Below are 15,522 nucleotides of genomic sequence, written 5' to 3' on the forward strand. Positions count from 1 at the left end.
CGCCGTTTGCATAGCGGAGTCCGAAAGATTTTCCGCGAGGCGATCGGCGCGAGGCGTGAATGAAGCGGTAGAGGTGTCGAGATGGTTGAAAAAGTTGCCTTCGCAGGGCGCATTCTCATGCTGGGGTTCGGTAGCGTCGGCCAATGCACGCTACCGGTGATTCCACGCCATTTCGATATGCCGGTTGAGCGGATCTCAGTCATCGACGCGGACGACCACGAGGCTCAGTTCGCGCCGTTCGAGGCCATGGGCATGCGCTATCTCCGCGTCTGCCTGACGCCGGAGAATCTGGAGGGCATGCTGGCCCAGCACGCGGGCCCGGGCGATCTCATCATCAACCTGACGGCCGGCGTCGACGCGATCTCGATCATGGACTGGTGCCAGCATCGCGGCGTGCTCTATGTCGACACCTCGCTCGAGCCTTGGGCCGAGCTCTATGAGGATGCGAGCCTGCCGCCGTGGAAGCGGACCCACTATGAGAGCCACGAGGTGACGCGTGCGCGGGCGCGCAGCCACTGGCGGCCGGATGGGCCGACCTGCATCGTGACGCACGGCGCCAATCCCGGGATGGTCAATCACTTCGTCAAGGAAGCGCTCCTGACCATTGCCGAGCGCACCGGCACCCAGCCGGCATCCTCGCCCAAGACGCGCGCTGAATGGGCGGCGCTGGCGCAGGGGACCGGCACCAAGGTCATCCATATCGCCGAGCGCGACACGCAGCGCTCGTCGATCGCGAAGCACCCGGACGAGTTCGTCAATACCTGGAGCGTGCTGGGATATTGGGGCGAGGCCTACTATCCGGCCGAGCTCGGCTGGGGCAGCCACGAGAAGATGCTGCCGCCGAAAGCCCAGCATTTCACCCATGGGCCGGGCAATTGCATCTATATGCTGCAGCCGGGCGGCCAGACGCTGGTGCGCTCGTGGGTGCCGGACGGCGGTCCGATCTACGGCTTCGTCATCTCGCATTCCGAGAGCGTGACGCTCAGCGACTATTTCACTGCCTATGATAACGGCCGGCCGGTCTACCGCCCGACGGTGCATTACGCCTATCACCCGACGACCGACGCGATCGCGTCGCTGCGCGAGCTCATGATGCGCGACTGGCAGCCGGTGGAGCAGGAGCGGATCATGCAGGACGACATCGTCGACGGCATGGACGAACTGGGCGTGCTGCTGATGGGCCATGGGCTCGGCGCCTATTGGTACGGCTCGCAGCTGTCGATCCAGGAGGCGCGCGAGATCATCCCTGGGCAGAACGCGACGGCGGTGCAGGTCGTGGCCGGCGTGATCTCGGCCGCGGTCTGGGCCGCCCGGAACCCGCGCCGCGGCTATTGCGAGCCCGAGGCCCTGCCGCATGACGAGATCCTGGCGATCGCCCGGCCCTATCTCGGCCCCATGGTCGGGGTCGAGAGCGACTGGACGCCGCTCAAGGACCGCACGACCATGTTCCCGGAGCCGTGGCTCGACCGAACCGATCCCTGGCAGTTCTCGAACTTCCTGCTGCGCACTTGATCGGCCTCAGCGGATACCCCTAAGAAAAAGGCCGCCGTCCCGATAGGGCGGCGGCCTTTGTCGTTCGGGCGCGGGTGGCGGCGATCAGCCGCCGTTGGCCGCGATCTTCTGCTTCAGGATGTTGTCGAGCGCGTCGATGCCGGCCGAACCGCCGCCGTTGCGTTCGATGACCGAGCTGAACTCGGCGCGCTGGGTCACCGTCATGCTGAGGTTCTCGGCGACGACGTCGACGATCTTGAAGTTGCCGCCTTGCTTCTGGACCTTCCAGGTGATGTTGATCGGCGGGCCGCCGTTCGGCCGGACGATCTGGGACGAGACGCTGGCGCCTTCCGGATTGGACTGGCTGGCGCCCACGGTGAATTTCTCGCCGGAATATTGGCTGAACCGATTGGCGTAGACCGCCACGACATAGGTCGAGAACAGCTTCAGATATTCCTGCTGCTGCGCCGGCGTGGCCACGTTCCAATAGCGGCCGAGCACGAAGCGGCCGATATAGGCAACGTCGAAGCCGTCCGTGAACAGCTTGTTGAACGCGGCCTCGCGCTCTTTCAGGCCCATCTGCTTGTTCTGCAGGATCTGGATCGTCTGGTCGCCCAGGCCCTGGATGAACGTCGCCGGCTCGTCGGCCGCGCGGGCCGGGGCAGGGGACAACGCGATCATCAGGGCGGCACCCAGTGCCAGGGTGCTGGAGATGAACTTCCACATAGTCATTCGGCCTTCGCTTTCCCGTCGGCGCTCGCCGCCGTCGGTGTCGTCTGCGTTGCGGTCGGGCTGGCTGTGGCCGGGCTGGCGGCAGGTGCCGGACCTGGGTCGTAGGAAACCGATTTTGGCTGAGCCGGATTGGACGGCGACTTCGCCGCCTCGATATCCGCGTTGCGGCTCTGCCAATAGAGGCTGCGCACGGTCGCGTAGAAATCAAGCGAGCTGCGCTTCAGCTCGTCGATGTCCTCGATATGGTTGGCCCGCTCATTGACGAGGCCGACGCCGAGCCGGGCGTAGTTCACCTCGTCATAGCCATGGGCGCGGAACTCGATGCCGACGGGGTCGGCGATGCTATCGACGCCGAGGCCGATCGCGTCGCGCGGATTGGACGAATTCAGCAACGGCAGGACGATATAGGGGCCCGAGCCCACGCCCCAAGTCGCGAGCGTCATGCCGAAATCGGCGTCATGATAGGGGATCTTGCTGTCGGTGCCGACATCGATCAGGCCGCCCAGGCCCATGAAGGTGTTGAGCATGAACCGGCCGAACGTGTCGCCGAAGCGCTGCGGATTCCCTTCGAGCAGATCGTTCGCCATGATCATCGGGCTCTTGAGGTTGCGCAGCACGTTGCCGATGCCCGTGCGCACGAAGCCCGGCAGCACCCAGCGGTAGCCCTCGGCGACCGGCTCGAAGAAATATTTGTCGAGCGTCATGTTCATATCGAAGATGACGCGATTGACGTTCTCGTACGGGTCGTTCGTTTCGTCCTGGTTGTCGGACGTATCCGACGGCGTCGACGCGCACGATGCGAGCAGCATCGCGCTCAACAGTAGCGCGGTCGACGGGACGGAAAAGGGCCGGCGGGAAACCATGATCGAGGCTCGCTCTCGGATTTCGGGAGGATAAATCGGACGAGTCCCACCCGGAGCAGAAGGCCGGAAGGGCACAATATGCTTACTCGTTCCGCGACCGAGCCGGTGCGGTATCAGGCAGCACCGACGTCATATGGGTCTTACCATATGCGCAATCAATTGCCACCGCGTGCGACCGCAGAGTTCGGCGAACATACGGGAGCAGCTATGTAATTTCGCGAGACCGTGACTCCAAATGCACATTTCCTTTGCTTCTACATAAAGACATGTTTATATCGATCTATTCGAAATCCGATAGATCGCTAGAGGGAGACGGTGGGCGGTGGACGAGCTTCTGACCGGACTGAGAGCGGTTGCCGAGCCGACGCGGCTCAGGCTGCTGGCGCTCTGTTCCGAGAACGAGCTGACGGTGACCGAGCTCACGACGATCCTCGGCCAGAGCCAGCCGCGCGTGTCGCGCCACCTGAAGCTCCTGTGCGAGGGCGGCCTGCTCGAGCGATTCCGGGAAGGTAATTGGGTATTCTATCGGCTGGCGCGCCACGGCGGGCGCGGCCTTGCCGAACGGCTCGCCTCGCTGCTGCCGGCTGACGATCCGACCATCCTGCGCGACCGGGAGCGGCTGGAAGAGATCGAGCGCGAGCGCGAGCGGGCCGCTTCTGCCTATTTCGCCCAGAACGCCCACCGCTGGGATGCGATCCGCAGCCTGCATGTCGACGAGCGCGACGTCGAGGCGGCGCTCGACCGGTGCCTCGAAGGCCGCACCGTGCGCGACCTGCTCGATGTCGGCACCGGAACTGGGCGGATGCTCGAACTGTTCGCTTCCCGTGTCGAACGGGCGGTCGGCCTCGATCTGTCGCGCGACATGCTGGCGGTTGCCCGGGTCAATCTGGAGCGGGCGATGCTGCGCAACTGCACGGTGCGGCACGGCGATATGTATGCGCTGCCGTTCACGGTGCCGTCGTTCGACCTGGTCATCCTGCACCAGGTGCTGCATTTCGCCGAGCGGCCGGCCGAGGCGGTGGCCGAGGCGGCGCGCGTGCTCCGGCCCGGCGGCCGGCTGTTCATCGTCGATTTCGCGCCGCATCAGCTCGAGACGCTCCGCGAGGAGCATGCCCATCGCCGCCTGGGTTTCGCCGACGCCGAGGTGCGGGAATGGTCGGCCAAGGCCGGCTTGATGCCGCTCGCCCCGGTCCATCTGCCGGGCGAGCCCTTGACGGTCGCGATCTGGCCTGCCGAACGTCCCGCTGCCGCCGTCGGGCGCGCGCTCGGTGATGCCGTGGTGCCGGTGCAAAGAATTCTGGGAGAGGCCCATCCATGACCCAATCCACGCCCCACGTTGCTTCGACCCCCGTCGCCGTCTCGTTCGAGTTCTTTCCGCCCAAGACGGCCGAGATGGAGCAGAAGCTGTGGCAGGTCATCGAGCGGCTGGCGCCGCTCGGGCCCCGCTTCGTCTCCGTCACTTACGGCGCCGGCGGCTCGACGCGCGAGCGAACGCACGCGACGGTCCGGCGCATCCGGCACGAAACCGCGCTTGAGCCGGCGGCGCATCTGACCTGCGTCGGCGCCAGCCGGGACGAGATCGACGAGGTGGTGCGCGACTATTGGGCGGCCGGCATCCGTCATCTGGTGGCGCTGCGCGGCGACCCGCCGGCCGGAGCGAGCCGCTATGAGCCGCATCCCGGCGGCTATGCCTACGCCGCCGATCTGGTCGAGGGCATTCGCCGCATCGCCGATTTCGAGATCTCGGTCGCGGCCTATCCGGAGACCCATCCGGAAGCGACGAGCGCCGAGGCCGATCTCGACAATCTGAAGCGCAAGATCGACGCTGGCGCCACGCGCGCGATCACGCAGTATTTCTTCGAGGCCGACACCTTCCTCCGGTTCCGCGACCGGGCGAGAAAGGCCGGCATCACCGTGCCGATCGTGCCCGGCATCATGCCGGTCACCAACTTCGGCCAGATCGTGAAATTCTCCGCCGCCTGCGGCGCCACCGTGCCGGCGAGCCTCGCCCGCGCGTTTGAGGGGCTCGACGACGATCCGGAGACGCGCCGCATGGTGGCGGCGACCGTCGCGGTCGACCTCGTGCGCAAGCTCGAGGCCGAGGGTGTCGCCGATTTCCATTTCTATACGGTCAATCGCGCCGAGCTGACGGTCGCGATCTGCCACATGCTGGGTGTCCGCGCACCGCTCGGTGCGCTACCGTCCGCGCCCGCCCTCGCCGTTTAGCATCAGATTCCAGGACTCATCCCGATGGCCCATTTCCTCGACGTGCTGTCCCATCGCGTGCTGCTGTGCGACGGCGGCATGGGCACGCGCGTTCAGGCGACCGAACTCGATGTCGAGCGCGATTATCTCGGCCACGAGAACTGCACCGACATCCTGTGCGAGAGTCGGCCCGACCTCGTCCGCCAGATCCATGTCGGCTATCTCGAAGCCGGCGCCGACATGGTCGAGACCAACTCGTTCGGCGCCTCGCCGCTGACGCTCGGCGAGTTCGGCCTGGCCGACAAGGCGTTCGAGCTCAACCGCCGGGCGGGCGAGCTCGCGCGTGAGGCGATCGAGAGCTTCGCCGACGGGCGCCAGCGTTTCGTGCTGGGCTCGATCGGCCCCGGCACGCGCCTGCCGACGCTCGGCCACGTCGGCTATCAGACGCTCGAGGACGGGCTCGCGGTTCAGGCCTCGGGCCTGATCGCCGGCGCGGTCGACGCGATCCTGATCGAGACCTGCCAGGACCCGCTGCAGATCAAGGCCGCGGTCAACGGCGCCAAGCGCGCGAGGCTGGAGGCCGGCACCGACACGCCGATTCTGGTGCAGGTGACGATCGAGACGACCGGCACGCTCCTGGTCGGCGCCGACATCGCGGCGGCGGCGACGGTGATCAACGCGCTCGACGTGCCGCTCATCGGCCTCAACTGTGCCACCGGCCCGCAGGAGATGGCCGAGCATGTCAAATGGATCGGCGAGAACTGGCCGGGCTTCATCTCGGTGCTGCCCAATGCCGGCCTGCCGGAGCTGGTCGACGGCAAGGCGCATTATCCGCTGACCCCGCAGGAGCTCAGCCAGTGGCTGGAGCGCTTCATCCGCGAGGACGGCATCAACATGATCGGCGGCTGCTGCGGCACCGACGTGCCGCATATCGAGGCGCTCGACCACATGCTGCGCCGGCTGGGGCCGGACAAGTACCGGCCTGCACCGGTCAAGCGCACCTCGCTCTGGGTCCCGGGCGTCGCCTCGCTCTACGGCCAGGTGCCGTTCCGGCAGGAGAATGCCTATCTCTCGATCGGCGAGCGCTGCAACGCCAACGGCTCGAAGAAATTCCGCCAGCTGCAGGACGCCGGCGACTGGGACGGCTGCGTCGAGGTTGGGCGCGAGCAGATCAAGGAAGGCTCGCACACGCTTGACGTCTGCACCGCTTTCGTCGGTCGCAACGAGGTCGCCGACATGACCGAGGTCGTCTCCCGCATGCGCGGCGCGGTCTCGGCTCCGCTCGTCATCGATTCGACCGAGCTCGGCGTGCTCGAGGCGGCGTTGAAGCTCTACGGCGGCAAGCCGATCATCAATTCGATCAATTTCGAGGACGGCGAGACGCCGGCCGAGAAGCGCATGGAGCTCGCCCGCCGGTTCGGCACCGCCGTCATCGCGCTGACGATCGACGAGACCGGCATGGCGAAGGACGCCGACGCCAAGGTTCGCATCGCGAAGCGGCTCTACGAGTTCGCCTGCGTCAAGCACGGGCTGCCGGCCTCGGACCTGATGTTCGACCCCCTCACCTTCACGATCGCGACCGGCAACGAGGACGACCGCCGGCTGGGCCTGGAGACGCTCGATGCGATCGAGCGCATCTCGAAGGAGATGCCGGAGTGCCAGATCATCCTCGGCCTCTCGAACATCTCGTTCGGCTTGAACCCGGCGGCGCGCCACGTGCTGAACTCGGTCTACCTCGACCACGCGCTCAGGCGCGGGCTCACCGGTGCCATCGTTCACGTCTCCAAGATCCTGCCGCTGCACAAGATCCCCGAGGAGGAGGTGCGCGTCGCCGAGGACCTGATCTTCGACCGGCGGCGTGACGGCTACGACCCGCTGCAGGCGTTCCTGGCGCTGTTCGAGAACCGCACGGCGGCCAAGACCGAGAAGAAGAGCCGTCCGGAATCGGTCGAGGAGCGCTTGAAACTCAGGATCGTCGACGGCGACCGCATCGGCCTTGATGTGGATCTAGACGAGGCTATGCGCACTTATCCGCCGCTCGACATCATCAACAACATCCTGCTCGACGGCATGAAGGTGGTGGGCGAGCTGTTCGGCTCGGGCAAGATGCAGCTGCCGTTCGTCCTCCAGTCGGCCGAGACCATGAAGGCGGCAGTGGCCTTCCTCGAGCCGTATATGGAGAAGGCCGAAGGCCAGCAGAAGGGCACGATCGTGCTCGCCACGGTCAAGGGCGACGTCCACGACATCGGCAAGAACCTGGTCGACATCATCCTGACCAACAACGGCTACAAGGTCGTCAATCTCGGCATCAAGCAGCCGATCCAGTCGATCCTGCAGGCGGCGGTCGAGCACAAGGCCGACGCGGTCGGCATGTCGGGCCTGCTCGTCAAGTCGACCGTGGTGATGCGTGAGAACCTGGAGGAGATGACGCGCCAGGGCCTCGACGTGCCGGTCGTGCTCGGCGGCGCTGCGCTGACGCGCCGTTATGTCGAGGAGGATTGCGTCAAGTCCTACGGCTCCGGCCGGGTCGCCTATGCTGGCGACGCGTTCGATGGCCTCTCGCTCATGGAAAAGGTCGTCGGCGGCAAGTTCGACACCTACCTGACCGAGGTCCAGACGAAGCGGGTCGGCCGCCCGGTCAACGACCGGCGCAAGCTCGGCCAGGCGGCGGAGCCGGCGAAGCCGCTCCGGCCGGTCGATGTCGAGGAAATCCGCCTGCGCCGTGCCGAGCTCACGCGCGACACGCCCGTGCCGGTGCCGCCGTTCTGGGGGGCCCGCACCATCGCGCGCGCGCCGGTCAAGGCGCTGGTGCCGTTCCTCAATGAGCGGATGCTCTACCAGTTCCAGTGGGGTTTCCGGAAGGACGGCCGCACGCTCGACGAGTTCAAGGCCTGGGCGCACAAAGAGCTCCGCCCGACGCTCCAGCGCATGCTCGACATCGTGCAGCAGGAGGACATCCTGGTGCCGCAGGCGGTCTACGGCTTCTGGAAATGTGCCGCCGAGGGCAACGACGTCATCCTCTATGCGGAGGATGGCCGGCGCGAGATCACTCGCTTCAGCTTCCCGCGCCAGGCGAAGGAGGGCGGGCTCTGCATCGCCGACTTCTTCCGCGATGTCGCCGACCCGGAGCGCGACGTGATCGGGCTGCAGGTCGTCACCATGGGCGAGCGGGCCTCGAGCGTGGCGCGGCAATGGTTCGCCGAGAACCGGTACCAGGACTATCTCTACCTGCACGGGCTCTCGGTCGAGATGGCCGAGGCGATGGCGGAATATGTCCACAAGCGCATTCGCGCCGAGCTCGGTTTCTCCGCCGACGAGGCGCGCGACCTCGACGCGCTCTTGAACCAGCGGTACCGCGGCTCGCGCTATTCCTTCGGCTATCCGGCCTGCCCGAATCTGGCCGACCAGAAGCCGATCCTCGAGCTGCTGAAGGCGCACGAGATCGGCATCATGCTGACCGACGAGGACCAGCTCGACCCCGAGCAGTCGACGAGCGCCATCGTGGTGCATCACCCGCAGGCGAAGTATTTCTCGGTGTGATGGGGTCCTAATGGACGAAGGGCGGCCTCGCAGCCGCCCTTCGCCAGCCGGATATGGTGATCAGCCGCCCGTCTTGCCGGTCCCGCCGCCAGTCTTGTGGTCGAGCGCGCTGCCGTCGAAGATCTGGACATTGTTCGGCTGCGAATCGCCCGTGGGCTTCAAGTGGCTGCCGGTCGAGATCGACCCGTCGCTGGTATATTGCGGGATCTTGCCATAGGGCGAGTCGCAAGCCGCGAGGGTGACGGCCGCAAGGGCCAGCAGGACGAGAACGCGCATTCTTTTGAGAATCTCCACCGCAATCTAGGCCGACCCTGGGCCTTGCATAAGCCTTCGGGCCTAGTTGCGGTGACTATGGCGCATTCCCGTATGGCGGGTCACTGCCTTTTTCAACTCAACCGATCGTTTCCGCATGGTGGCAAGCGACCATGTGACCTTCGAGCGCCCGCAGCTCCGGCCGTTCCGCACTGCAGCGGTCGGTCGCATAGGGGCAGCGCTTGTGAAAGGCGCAGCCGCTCGGCGGGTTGAGCGGCGAGGGCAGCTCGCCCTTGATCGCGACCGAGGTCTGGCGATGGGCCGGGTCGACCGACGGCGTCGCTGCCAGAAGGATGCGCGTATAGGGGTGGCGCGGTGCCGAGAAGATCGTCGCCTTCGGCCCATGCTCGACCGGCCGGCCCAGATACATGACCATGACGTTGTCGGCGATGTGCCGCACGACCGACAGGTCATGGCTGATGAACAGGTAGGCGAGCCGGAACTCCTCCTGCAGGTCCATCATCAGGTTCAGCACCTGGGCCTGGATCGAGACGTCGAGCGCCGAAACCGGCTCGTCGGCAACGACGACGCGGGGCCGGAGCATCAGCGCGCGGGCGATCGCGATGCGCTGGCGCTGCCCGCCCGAGAACATGTGCGGATAGCGGCCGTAATGGTCCTGGCGCAATCCGACCTTGGCCATCATGGCGCGCGCCGTCTCCTGCCGCTCGGCGGCGTTGCCTCGGCGGTTGATGGCGAGCGGCTCCTCCAGGATCGAGCCCACCGTCTTGCGCGGATTGAGCGAGCCGTACGGGTTCTGGAACACCATCTGCACACCCAGGCGCAGCTGGCGGAGTGCCGAGGAATCGGCGCCGGACGTCGGCTTGCCGTCGATCCAAAGCTCGCCCTCGGTCGGCGTCTCGAGCAGGGTTGCGACCCGGGCAAGCGTCGACTTGCCGCAGCCGGACTCGCCGACCACGGCCAGCGTCCGCCCGGCCTCGAGCGTGAAGGATACGCCGTCGACCGCCTTGACCAGCGCCTTCTTGCGGAACATGCCGCCGCCGATCTCGTAATGACGGCGGACGTCGCGGGCTTCCATCAGCGGCTCGGTCATCGGGCCACCTCTTGGGCGCCGGGATAGGCATTGGTCGGCTGGCCCGCCGCGTCGAGCGGGAAATGGCAGCGGGCGCGGCCGCCGGGCGCGCTGAGGAGCGCCGGCTGGTGTGCCACGCAGGCCTCCACCTGGAAACGGCAGCGCGGGTTGAACAGGCAGCCCTCGGGCCGGTCGTCGATGCCGGGAACGACGCCCGGGATGGTCGGCAGGCGTCGCCGGCCGATCGCGCGCTCCGGCAGCGCGTCGAGCAGCGCCGCGGTATAGGGATGGCGCGGCGCCTGGAACAGATCGTCCGTCCGCTGCTCCTCGACCAGCTGGCCGGCATACATGACCTGGACGCGTTCGGCCGTCTCGGCGACGACGCCCATGTCGTGGGTGATGAGGATCAGGCCCATGCCGCGCTCGCGCTGCAGCGAGACGAGCAGGTCCAGGATCTGCTTCTGAATGGTCACGTCGAGCGCCGTCGTCGGCTCGTCGGCAATCAGCAGGCGCGGGTTGCATGCGATCGCCATGGCGATCATCACGCGCTGGTTCATGCCGCCTGACATCTGGTGCGGGAACGACTTGAGCCGCGTCTCCGGCGCCGGGATGCCGACCTGATGCAGGAGCTCGATCACTCGGTCGCGCACCTTGTCCTTGGGCACCACGCCATGGGTCTTGAGCGCCTCGCCGATCTGCCAGCCGATCGGGAAGCACGGGTTGAGCGACGACATCGGCTCCTGGAACACCATGGCGATGTCCTTGCCGATGAGCCGGCGCCGGTCGCGCGGGCTGATGCCGAGCAGATCGATGCCGTCGAACTTCATGACGTCGGCCGTGACTTTGCCCGGGTAGCCGATAAGGCCCATGAGCGCCAGCATGGAGACGCTCTTGCCGGAGCCCGATTCGCCGACGACGCACAGGATCTCGCCCGGGTCGAGGTTCATGTCGAGCCGGTCGACGGCGCGGAACAAGCCGCGCGACGTCGCGAACTCGACGGTAAGGTTGCGGATTTCGAGGGCGGACATCAGCGCTTCAGCTTCGGATCGAGGGCGTCGCGCAACCCGTCGCCGAACAGGTTGAAGGCGAGCACGGTGATGAGGATGGCGAGGCCGGGGAAGGTCAGCATCCACCAGGCGCGCTGGTAATACTGCAGGGCGCCGGCCAGCATCGTGCCCCATTCCGGCGTCGGCGGCTGGGCGCCGAGGCCGAGGAAGCTCAAGGCCGCCTCATCGAGGATGGCGCTCGAGAAGCCGAGCGTCGCCTGGACGATGAGCGGCGCCACGCAATTCGGCAACACCGTGATCAGCATGAGCCGGAGCGTGCTGGCGCCGGCGCAGCGCGTCGCTGTCACATAGTCGCGCGCGAGTTCCGAGAGGGCCGCGGCGCGCACGAGCCGCGTGTAGTGCGGCAGCGTCACGATCGACACGGCGAACATGGCGTTCAAGAGGCTCGGATGGCCCAGGATCGCGACGATGACGACGGCCAGCACCAGGCTCGGGAACACGAGCAGCACGTCCATGAGCCGCATCAGCACGATGTCGACGAGCCCGCCGGCGAAGGCGGCGCTCAAGCCCAGGAGCGTGCCGACGGCAAGCGACAGGGTGACGACGATGCAGCCGATGATGAGCGACAGCCGGGCGCCGTGGATGAGGCGCGACAAGATGTCCCGGCCGAGGTCGTCGGTGCCGAGCGGGAACTGGAGTGTGCCGCCGTCGACCCAGGCCGGTGGGGCCAAGAGCGAGGAGCGGAACTGCTCGATCGGCGAATGGGGCGCCACGAACTCGGCACCGATCGCGATCACGATCAGCACGATCATGATGCCGAGGCCGAGGAGGGCGCCGCGGTTCTCGGCGAACGAGTTCCAGAAAGCGGCGAGGCGGCTGGGCGGCGGCCGGAGAGCCGCGCGGCCGTTGGCGGTGTCGATCGTCGCCATCAGCGTCGGATCCTGGGATTGAGAAAGCCGTAGGTGAGGTCGACGCCGAAATTGACCAGCATGACCAGGCTCGCGACCAGGAGCACGCCGCCCTGCAGCACCGGATAGTCGCGGCGCTGCACGGATGCGACCAGCCAATGGCCGACGCCGGGCCAGGAGAAGATCGTCTCGGTCAGGATGGCGCCGCCCAGGAGCGTGCCCACCTGCAGGCCTATCACGGTCACGACCGGGATGAGCGCGTTGCGGAGCGCGTGGATCAGCACGACCCGCGGGGCGCCCAAGCCTTTCGCCCGCGCGGTGCGGATATAATCCTCGTTCAGCACCTCGAGCATGGCGGAGCGCGTCATGCGCGCGACGGTCGCGAGCGGGATGGTGCCGAGCACGATCGCCGGCAGGATCAGATGGCTGAAGGCCGAGGTCACCGCACCCTGGTCGTCGGAGAACCAGGCGTCGATCAGCATGAAGCCGGTCACGGGCTCGATGTAGAAGGCATCCGAGATCCGGCCCGAGACCGGCGTCCAGCCGAGCCCGACCGAGAAGATCAGGATCATCATCAGGCCCCACCAGGGGATCGGCATCGAGGCGCCGGTCACCGACAGGCCCATCAGGCCATAATCGAACGGCGAGCCGCGCTTGACCGCGGCGACGACGCCCAGCGGCAGGCCGACCAGGATCGCGAACAGGATGGCGCAGACCGAAAGCTCGACCGTCGCCGGGAACAGTTCGGTGAATTCCTGCCAGACCGGCTGCTTGGTCACGACCGAGATGCCGAGGTCGCCTTTGGCCACCTGCAGCTCGTAGTCGACGAACTGCCGCCACAGCGGCTGGTCGAGCCCCGCCTCGTGGCGGAGTTCGGCGAGCCGCTCGGGCGCGATGCCGCGCTCGCCGAAGCGCACCTCGATCGGGTCGCCCGGGACGAGCCGGATGAGCGCGAAGGTCAGCAACGTCACGCCGATGAAGGTCGGAATGATCAGGCTGACCCGTCGGAGAATGAATCGGAGCAAGGGTGTCCCGTCAGGCGAGAATGAAAAGCGCGGACCGGGGCAGCGGCGACGCCCGCCGCCCCGGTCCGGACCGTTACTTCAGGTCGACCTGGTCGAACTGATGCTTGCCGAACGGGCTCATGGTGTAGCCCGTCACGTTCGCCCGCATCGGCATGAACACGACCGAATGCGCGATCAGGAAGAACGGCGCCTCGTCGTGCATGATGACCTGGGCCTGCAGATAGAGCTTCTTGCGCTCGTTCTGGTCGGTCAGCGTCGCCGCCTTGTTGATCAGGTCGTCGAACTGCTGGTTGCACCATTTGCTGGCGCTGCCGCCACCCGGACGGGCCGCGGCACAGCTCGACAGCGGCACGAAGAAATTGTCCGGGTCGCCGTTGTCGCCGGTCCAGCCGAGTTCGGCCGCCTGATGCTCGCCCTGCTGGACGCGCTTCCTGTATTCGCCCCATTCGTAGCTGACGATGTTCGCCTTGATGCCGACCTTGGCGAGATCGGACTGCATCAGCTCGGCGATGCGCTTGGCGTCCGGGTTATAGGGACGCTGCACCGGCATGGCCCAGAGGTCGGTCTCGAAGCCGCTCGGATATCCCGCGTCGGCCAAGAGCTTCTTGGCGGCCTCGGGGTCGTACTTGTAGTCCTGGATGTCGTTGTTGTAGGCCCACATCGTCGGCGGGATCAGGTTCTTCGCCGGCTGGCCGGCACCCTGATAGACCGCGTCCAGGATGGCCTTCTTGTCGATCGCCTCGTTGACGGCGATGCGCACGCGCTTGTCGTCGAACGGCTTCTTCTGGTTGTTGAAGGCGAGATAGCCGATGTTGAGGCCCGGCTGCTCCATGAGCTGCAGCGTCTTGTCGCCCTTGATCGACGGCAGATCGGCAATGTTCGGGAACGACATGACCTGGCATTCGTTGGCCCGCAGCTTGGCGAGACGTACTGCCGGATCCGTGGCGATCGAGAACACCAGGCTGTCGATCTTCGGCTTCGGCCCCCAATATCCCTTGAAGGCCGTGTAGTTGATCTTCGAGTCCTTTTCGTAGTGCTTGAACTCGAAGGGGCCCGTGCCGATCGGCTGCTGGTCGATCTGCTCCGGCTTGCCCTTCTTCAGAAGGGCGTCGGCATATTCCTTGGATTGGATCGACATGAAATCCATGGCCATGTCGGCCAGGAACGGCGCGTTCGGCCCGGTCAGCGTGACCTTGATGGTATAGGGGTCGACCTTCTCGACCGACTTCAGGAGCTTCGGGAAGCTCATGTCGTTGAAGTAGTCGTAAGAGCCGCCGGACACCTTGTGATAGGGATTGTCGTCCTTCCATTGCCGCTCGAACGAGAAGATCACGTCGTCGGCGTTGAAATCGCGCGTCGGCTTGAAGTCGGCATTGGAATGCCACTTCACGCCCTTGCGCAGATGGAAGGTATAGACCGTGCCGTCGGCCGACACGTCCCACTTCTCGGCCAGGCCCGACTCGACTTCGGTCGTGCCGTGCTTGAACTCGACCAGCTTGTTGTAGACCGGCAAGTTGGCGTCGAAGGTCGTGCCGGTCGTATTGATTTGCGGGTTGAAGTTTTCCGGCGCGCCTTCCGAGCAATAGACGAGCGTCTTAGCCTGAGCGCTCATTGCGCCCATGAACCCGAATGCCGCCAGCGCACAGGCTGCGGCCATGGCCTTGTGGGTCATCCTAACGTGTTCTCCTCTGTCGGTACCACGGCGTCCTGGCGGTGCTCTCCCCCCGACCGCCCGACGCTTCTGTTGGCGGGTGCATTAGACCACCTTTACGGTGCCTGTCAAACCGCACCGGAGCCGGTGCGGGCGCCCGGCGCCAAGCCCTCGACATTTATGGCAAAGTGCCGTGCCGGCCGCGATTTTCGCGCGGCCGGCATTCCGACCGGCCGGCGATCCGGCGTATAGTCGTTCCCGCCATGGAATTCCAGACGCCCTTCTCCGTCCACAGCGAGACGGTCCGACCCGAGTGGATCGACTACAACGGCCACATGAACGTCGCCTATTACGTGCTGGTGTTCGACCACGCGACCGACGCGCTGTTCGATGCGCTCGGCCTCGGCGCCGATTATCGCCAGGCCCGCGACCTGTCGCTGTTCGCGGTCGAGTCGCACATTCGCTACACGCGGGAACTGGCGCTGGGTGATCCGGTCCGGGTCGAGAGCCGGATCCTGGGCGCGGATGCCAAGCGGCTGCATTTCGGGCATGAGATGTTCCACGGCACCGGCGGCTGGCAGGCGGCGACGATCGAGCTCATGGCGGTGCATGTCGATTTGGCCACGCGGCGGACGGCCGCCTTCCCGTCGGACCGGCGACCGGTGATCGATGCGGCGGCGGCGGCGCACGCCCGGCTACCCGCGGCCGATTGGGTGGGGCGCCGCATCGTCCTGCCGCCGCCGCTGCGCTAGGGCCGG

Annotated in this window: 13 protein-coding genes; 5 read left to right on the top strand and 8 right to left on the bottom strand. The window is 66.3% G+C overall.

Annotated elements, in window-relative coordinates; genetic code table 11:
• Positions 1-81: 81 nt before the first annotated feature.
• Positions 82-1,512, top strand: a complete 1,431-nt coding sequence (locus IEY58_RS11740; RefSeq protein WP_189045841.1) for a saccharopine dehydrogenase C-terminal domain-containing protein — start codon at positions 82-84, stop codon at positions 1,510-1,512.
• Between the two features lie 84 nt (positions 1,513-1,596).
• Here IEY58_RS11740 and IEY58_RS11745 read toward each other — a convergent pair whose 3' ends face one another.
• Together IEY58_RS11745 and IEY58_RS11750 are read right to left on the bottom strand one after the other, a co-directional pair.
• The gene (locus tag IEY58_RS11745) at positions 1,597-2,223 is read right to left on the bottom strand and encodes an MlaC/ttg2D family ABC transporter substrate-binding protein (RefSeq protein WP_229743664.1); all 627 of its coding nucleotides are present in this window, start codon (positions 2,221-2,223) and stop codon (positions 1,597-1,599) included.
• Positions 2,220-3,086, bottom strand: a complete 867-nt coding sequence (locus IEY58_RS11750) for an MlaA family lipoprotein (RefSeq protein ID WP_189045843.1) — start codon at positions 3,084-3,086, stop codon at positions 2,220-2,222. Before IEY58_RS11750 ends, IEY58_RS11745 begins: the two co-directional genes overlap by 4 nt.
• Positions 3,087-3,408: 322 nt before the next feature.
• On the opposite strand from IEY58_RS11750, the gene IEY58_RS11755 reads away from it, so the two are divergent.
• Genes IEY58_RS11755 through metH form a run of 3 tightly spaced genes read left to right on the top strand, consistent with a single transcriptional unit; the run spans position 3,409 to position 8,831 of the window.
• A complete protein-coding gene (locus IEY58_RS11755; protein WP_189045845.1) occupies positions 3,409-4,404 on the top strand; it encodes an ArsR/SmtB family transcription factor in 996 nt (331 codons plus the stop codon).
• Positions 4,401-5,312 carry a methylenetetrahydrofolate reductase gene (metF, locus tag IEY58_RS11760; RefSeq protein WP_189045847.1) on the top strand — a complete coding sequence of 304 codons (912 nt, stop codon included), beginning with the start codon at positions 4,401-4,403 and terminating at the stop codon, positions 5,310-5,312. The genes IEY58_RS11755 and metF overlap by 4 nt, the downstream gene beginning before the upstream one ends.
• Before the next feature lie 24 nt (positions 5,313-5,336).
• Complete coding sequence (metH, locus tag IEY58_RS11765) at positions 5,337-8,831, top strand: methionine synthase (protein ID WP_189045849.1); 3,495 nt, start codon at positions 5,337-5,339, stop codon at positions 8,829-8,831.
• Between the two features lie 60 nt (positions 8,832-8,891).
• On the opposite strand, the gene IEY58_RS11770 is transcribed toward metH, so the two are convergent.
• The 6 genes from IEY58_RS11770 to IEY58_RS11795 all read right to left on the bottom strand — a co-directional run bounded on the left by IEY58_RS11770 (position 8,892) and on the right by IEY58_RS11795 (position 14,785).
• Entirely contained in the window at positions 8,892-9,107 is a 216-nt protein-coding gene (locus IEY58_RS11770) for a hypothetical protein (protein WP_189045851.1), read from the bottom strand.
• 115 nt (positions 9,108-9,222) lie between these two features.
• Positions 9,223-10,194, bottom strand: coding sequence for a peptide ABC transporter ATP-binding protein (locus IEY58_RS11775; protein ID WP_189045853.1), 972 nt, complete (start codon positions 10,192-10,194; stop codon positions 9,223-9,225).
• Positions 10,191-11,201, bottom strand: a complete 1,011-nt coding sequence (locus tag IEY58_RS11780; RefSeq protein ID WP_189045854.1) for an ABC transporter ATP-binding protein — start codon at positions 11,199-11,201, stop codon at positions 10,191-10,193. Before IEY58_RS11780 ends, IEY58_RS11775 begins: the two co-directional genes overlap by 4 nt.
• The gene (locus tag IEY58_RS11785; protein WP_189045856.1) at positions 11,201-12,109 is read right to left on the bottom strand and encodes an ABC transporter permease subunit; all 909 of its coding nucleotides are present in this window, start codon (positions 12,107-12,109) and stop codon (positions 11,201-11,203) included. The genes IEY58_RS11780 and IEY58_RS11785 overlap by 1 nt, the downstream gene beginning before the upstream one ends.
• Complete coding sequence (locus IEY58_RS11790) at positions 12,109-13,113, bottom strand: ABC transporter permease subunit (protein ID WP_189045858.1); 1,005 nt, start codon at positions 13,111-13,113, stop codon at positions 12,109-12,111. The genes IEY58_RS11785 and IEY58_RS11790 overlap by 1 nt, the downstream gene beginning before the upstream one ends.
• Positions 13,114-13,186: 73 nt before the next feature.
• The gene (locus IEY58_RS11795) at positions 13,187-14,785 is read right to left on the bottom strand and encodes an ABC transporter substrate-binding protein (RefSeq protein WP_189045860.1); all 1,599 of its coding nucleotides are present in this window, start codon (positions 14,783-14,785) and stop codon (positions 13,187-13,189) included.
• A gap of 242 nt (positions 14,786-15,027) precedes the next feature.
• On the opposite strand from IEY58_RS11795, the gene IEY58_RS11800 reads away from it, so the two are divergent.
• Positions 15,028-15,516 (top strand): thioesterase family protein, encoded by a 489-nt coding sequence (locus tag IEY58_RS11800; RefSeq protein ID WP_189045862.1) that lies wholly within the window; start codon positions 15,028-15,030, stop codon positions 15,514-15,516.
• Positions 15,517-15,522 lie beyond the last annotated feature (6 nt).

This window comes from Aliidongia dinghuensis (genome assembly GCF_014643535.1).
Lineage (GTDB): Bacteria > Pseudomonadota > Alphaproteobacteria > ATCC43930 > CGMCC-115725 > Aliidongia > Aliidongia dinghuensis.

What these genes read in the sequence shown, in the direction of transcription:
- IEY58_RS11740 (WP_189045841.1), top strand. Translation starts at nt 82, where the DNA reads ATGGTTGAAAAAGTTGCCTTCGCAGGGCGCATTCTCATGCTGGGGTTC.
- IEY58_RS11745 (WP_229743664.1), bottom strand. Translation starts at nt 2,223, where the DNA reads ATGACTATGTGGAAGTTCATCTCCAGCACCCTGGCACTGGGTGCCGCC.
- IEY58_RS11750 (WP_189045843.1), bottom strand. Translation starts at nt 3,086, where the DNA reads ATGGTTTCCCGCCGGCCCTTTTCCGTCCCGTCGACCGCGCTACTGTTG.
- metF (WP_189045847.1), top strand. Translation starts at nt 4,401, where the DNA reads ATGACCCAATCCACGCCCCACGTTGCTTCGACCCCCGTCGCCGTCTCG.
- metH (WP_189045849.1), top strand. Translation starts at nt 5,337, where the DNA reads ATGGCCCATTTCCTCGACGTGCTGTCCCATCGCGTGCTGCTGTGCGAC.
- IEY58_RS11770 (WP_189045851.1), bottom strand. Translation starts at nt 9,107, where the DNA reads ATGCGCGTTCTCGTCCTGCTGGCCCTTGCGGCCGTCACCCTCGCGGCT.
- IEY58_RS11775 (WP_189045853.1), bottom strand. Translation starts at nt 10,194, where the DNA reads ATGACCGAGCCGCTGATGGAAGCCCGCGACGTCCGCCGTCATTACGAG.
- IEY58_RS11780 (WP_189045854.1), bottom strand. Translation starts at nt 11,201, where the DNA reads ATGTCCGCCCTCGAAATCCGCAACCTTACCGTCGAGTTCGCGACGTCG.
- IEY58_RS11785 (WP_189045856.1), bottom strand. Translation starts at nt 12,109, where the DNA reads ATGGCGACGATCGACACCGCCAACGGCCGCGCGGCTCTCCGGCCGCCG.
- IEY58_RS11795 (WP_189045860.1), bottom strand. Translation starts at nt 14,785, where the DNA reads ATGACCCACAAGGCCATGGCCGCAGCCTGTGCGCTGGCGGCATTCGGG.
- IEY58_RS11800 (WP_189045862.1), top strand. Translation starts at nt 15,028, where the DNA reads ATGGAATTCCAGACGCCCTTCTCCGTCCACAGCGAGACGGTCCGACCC.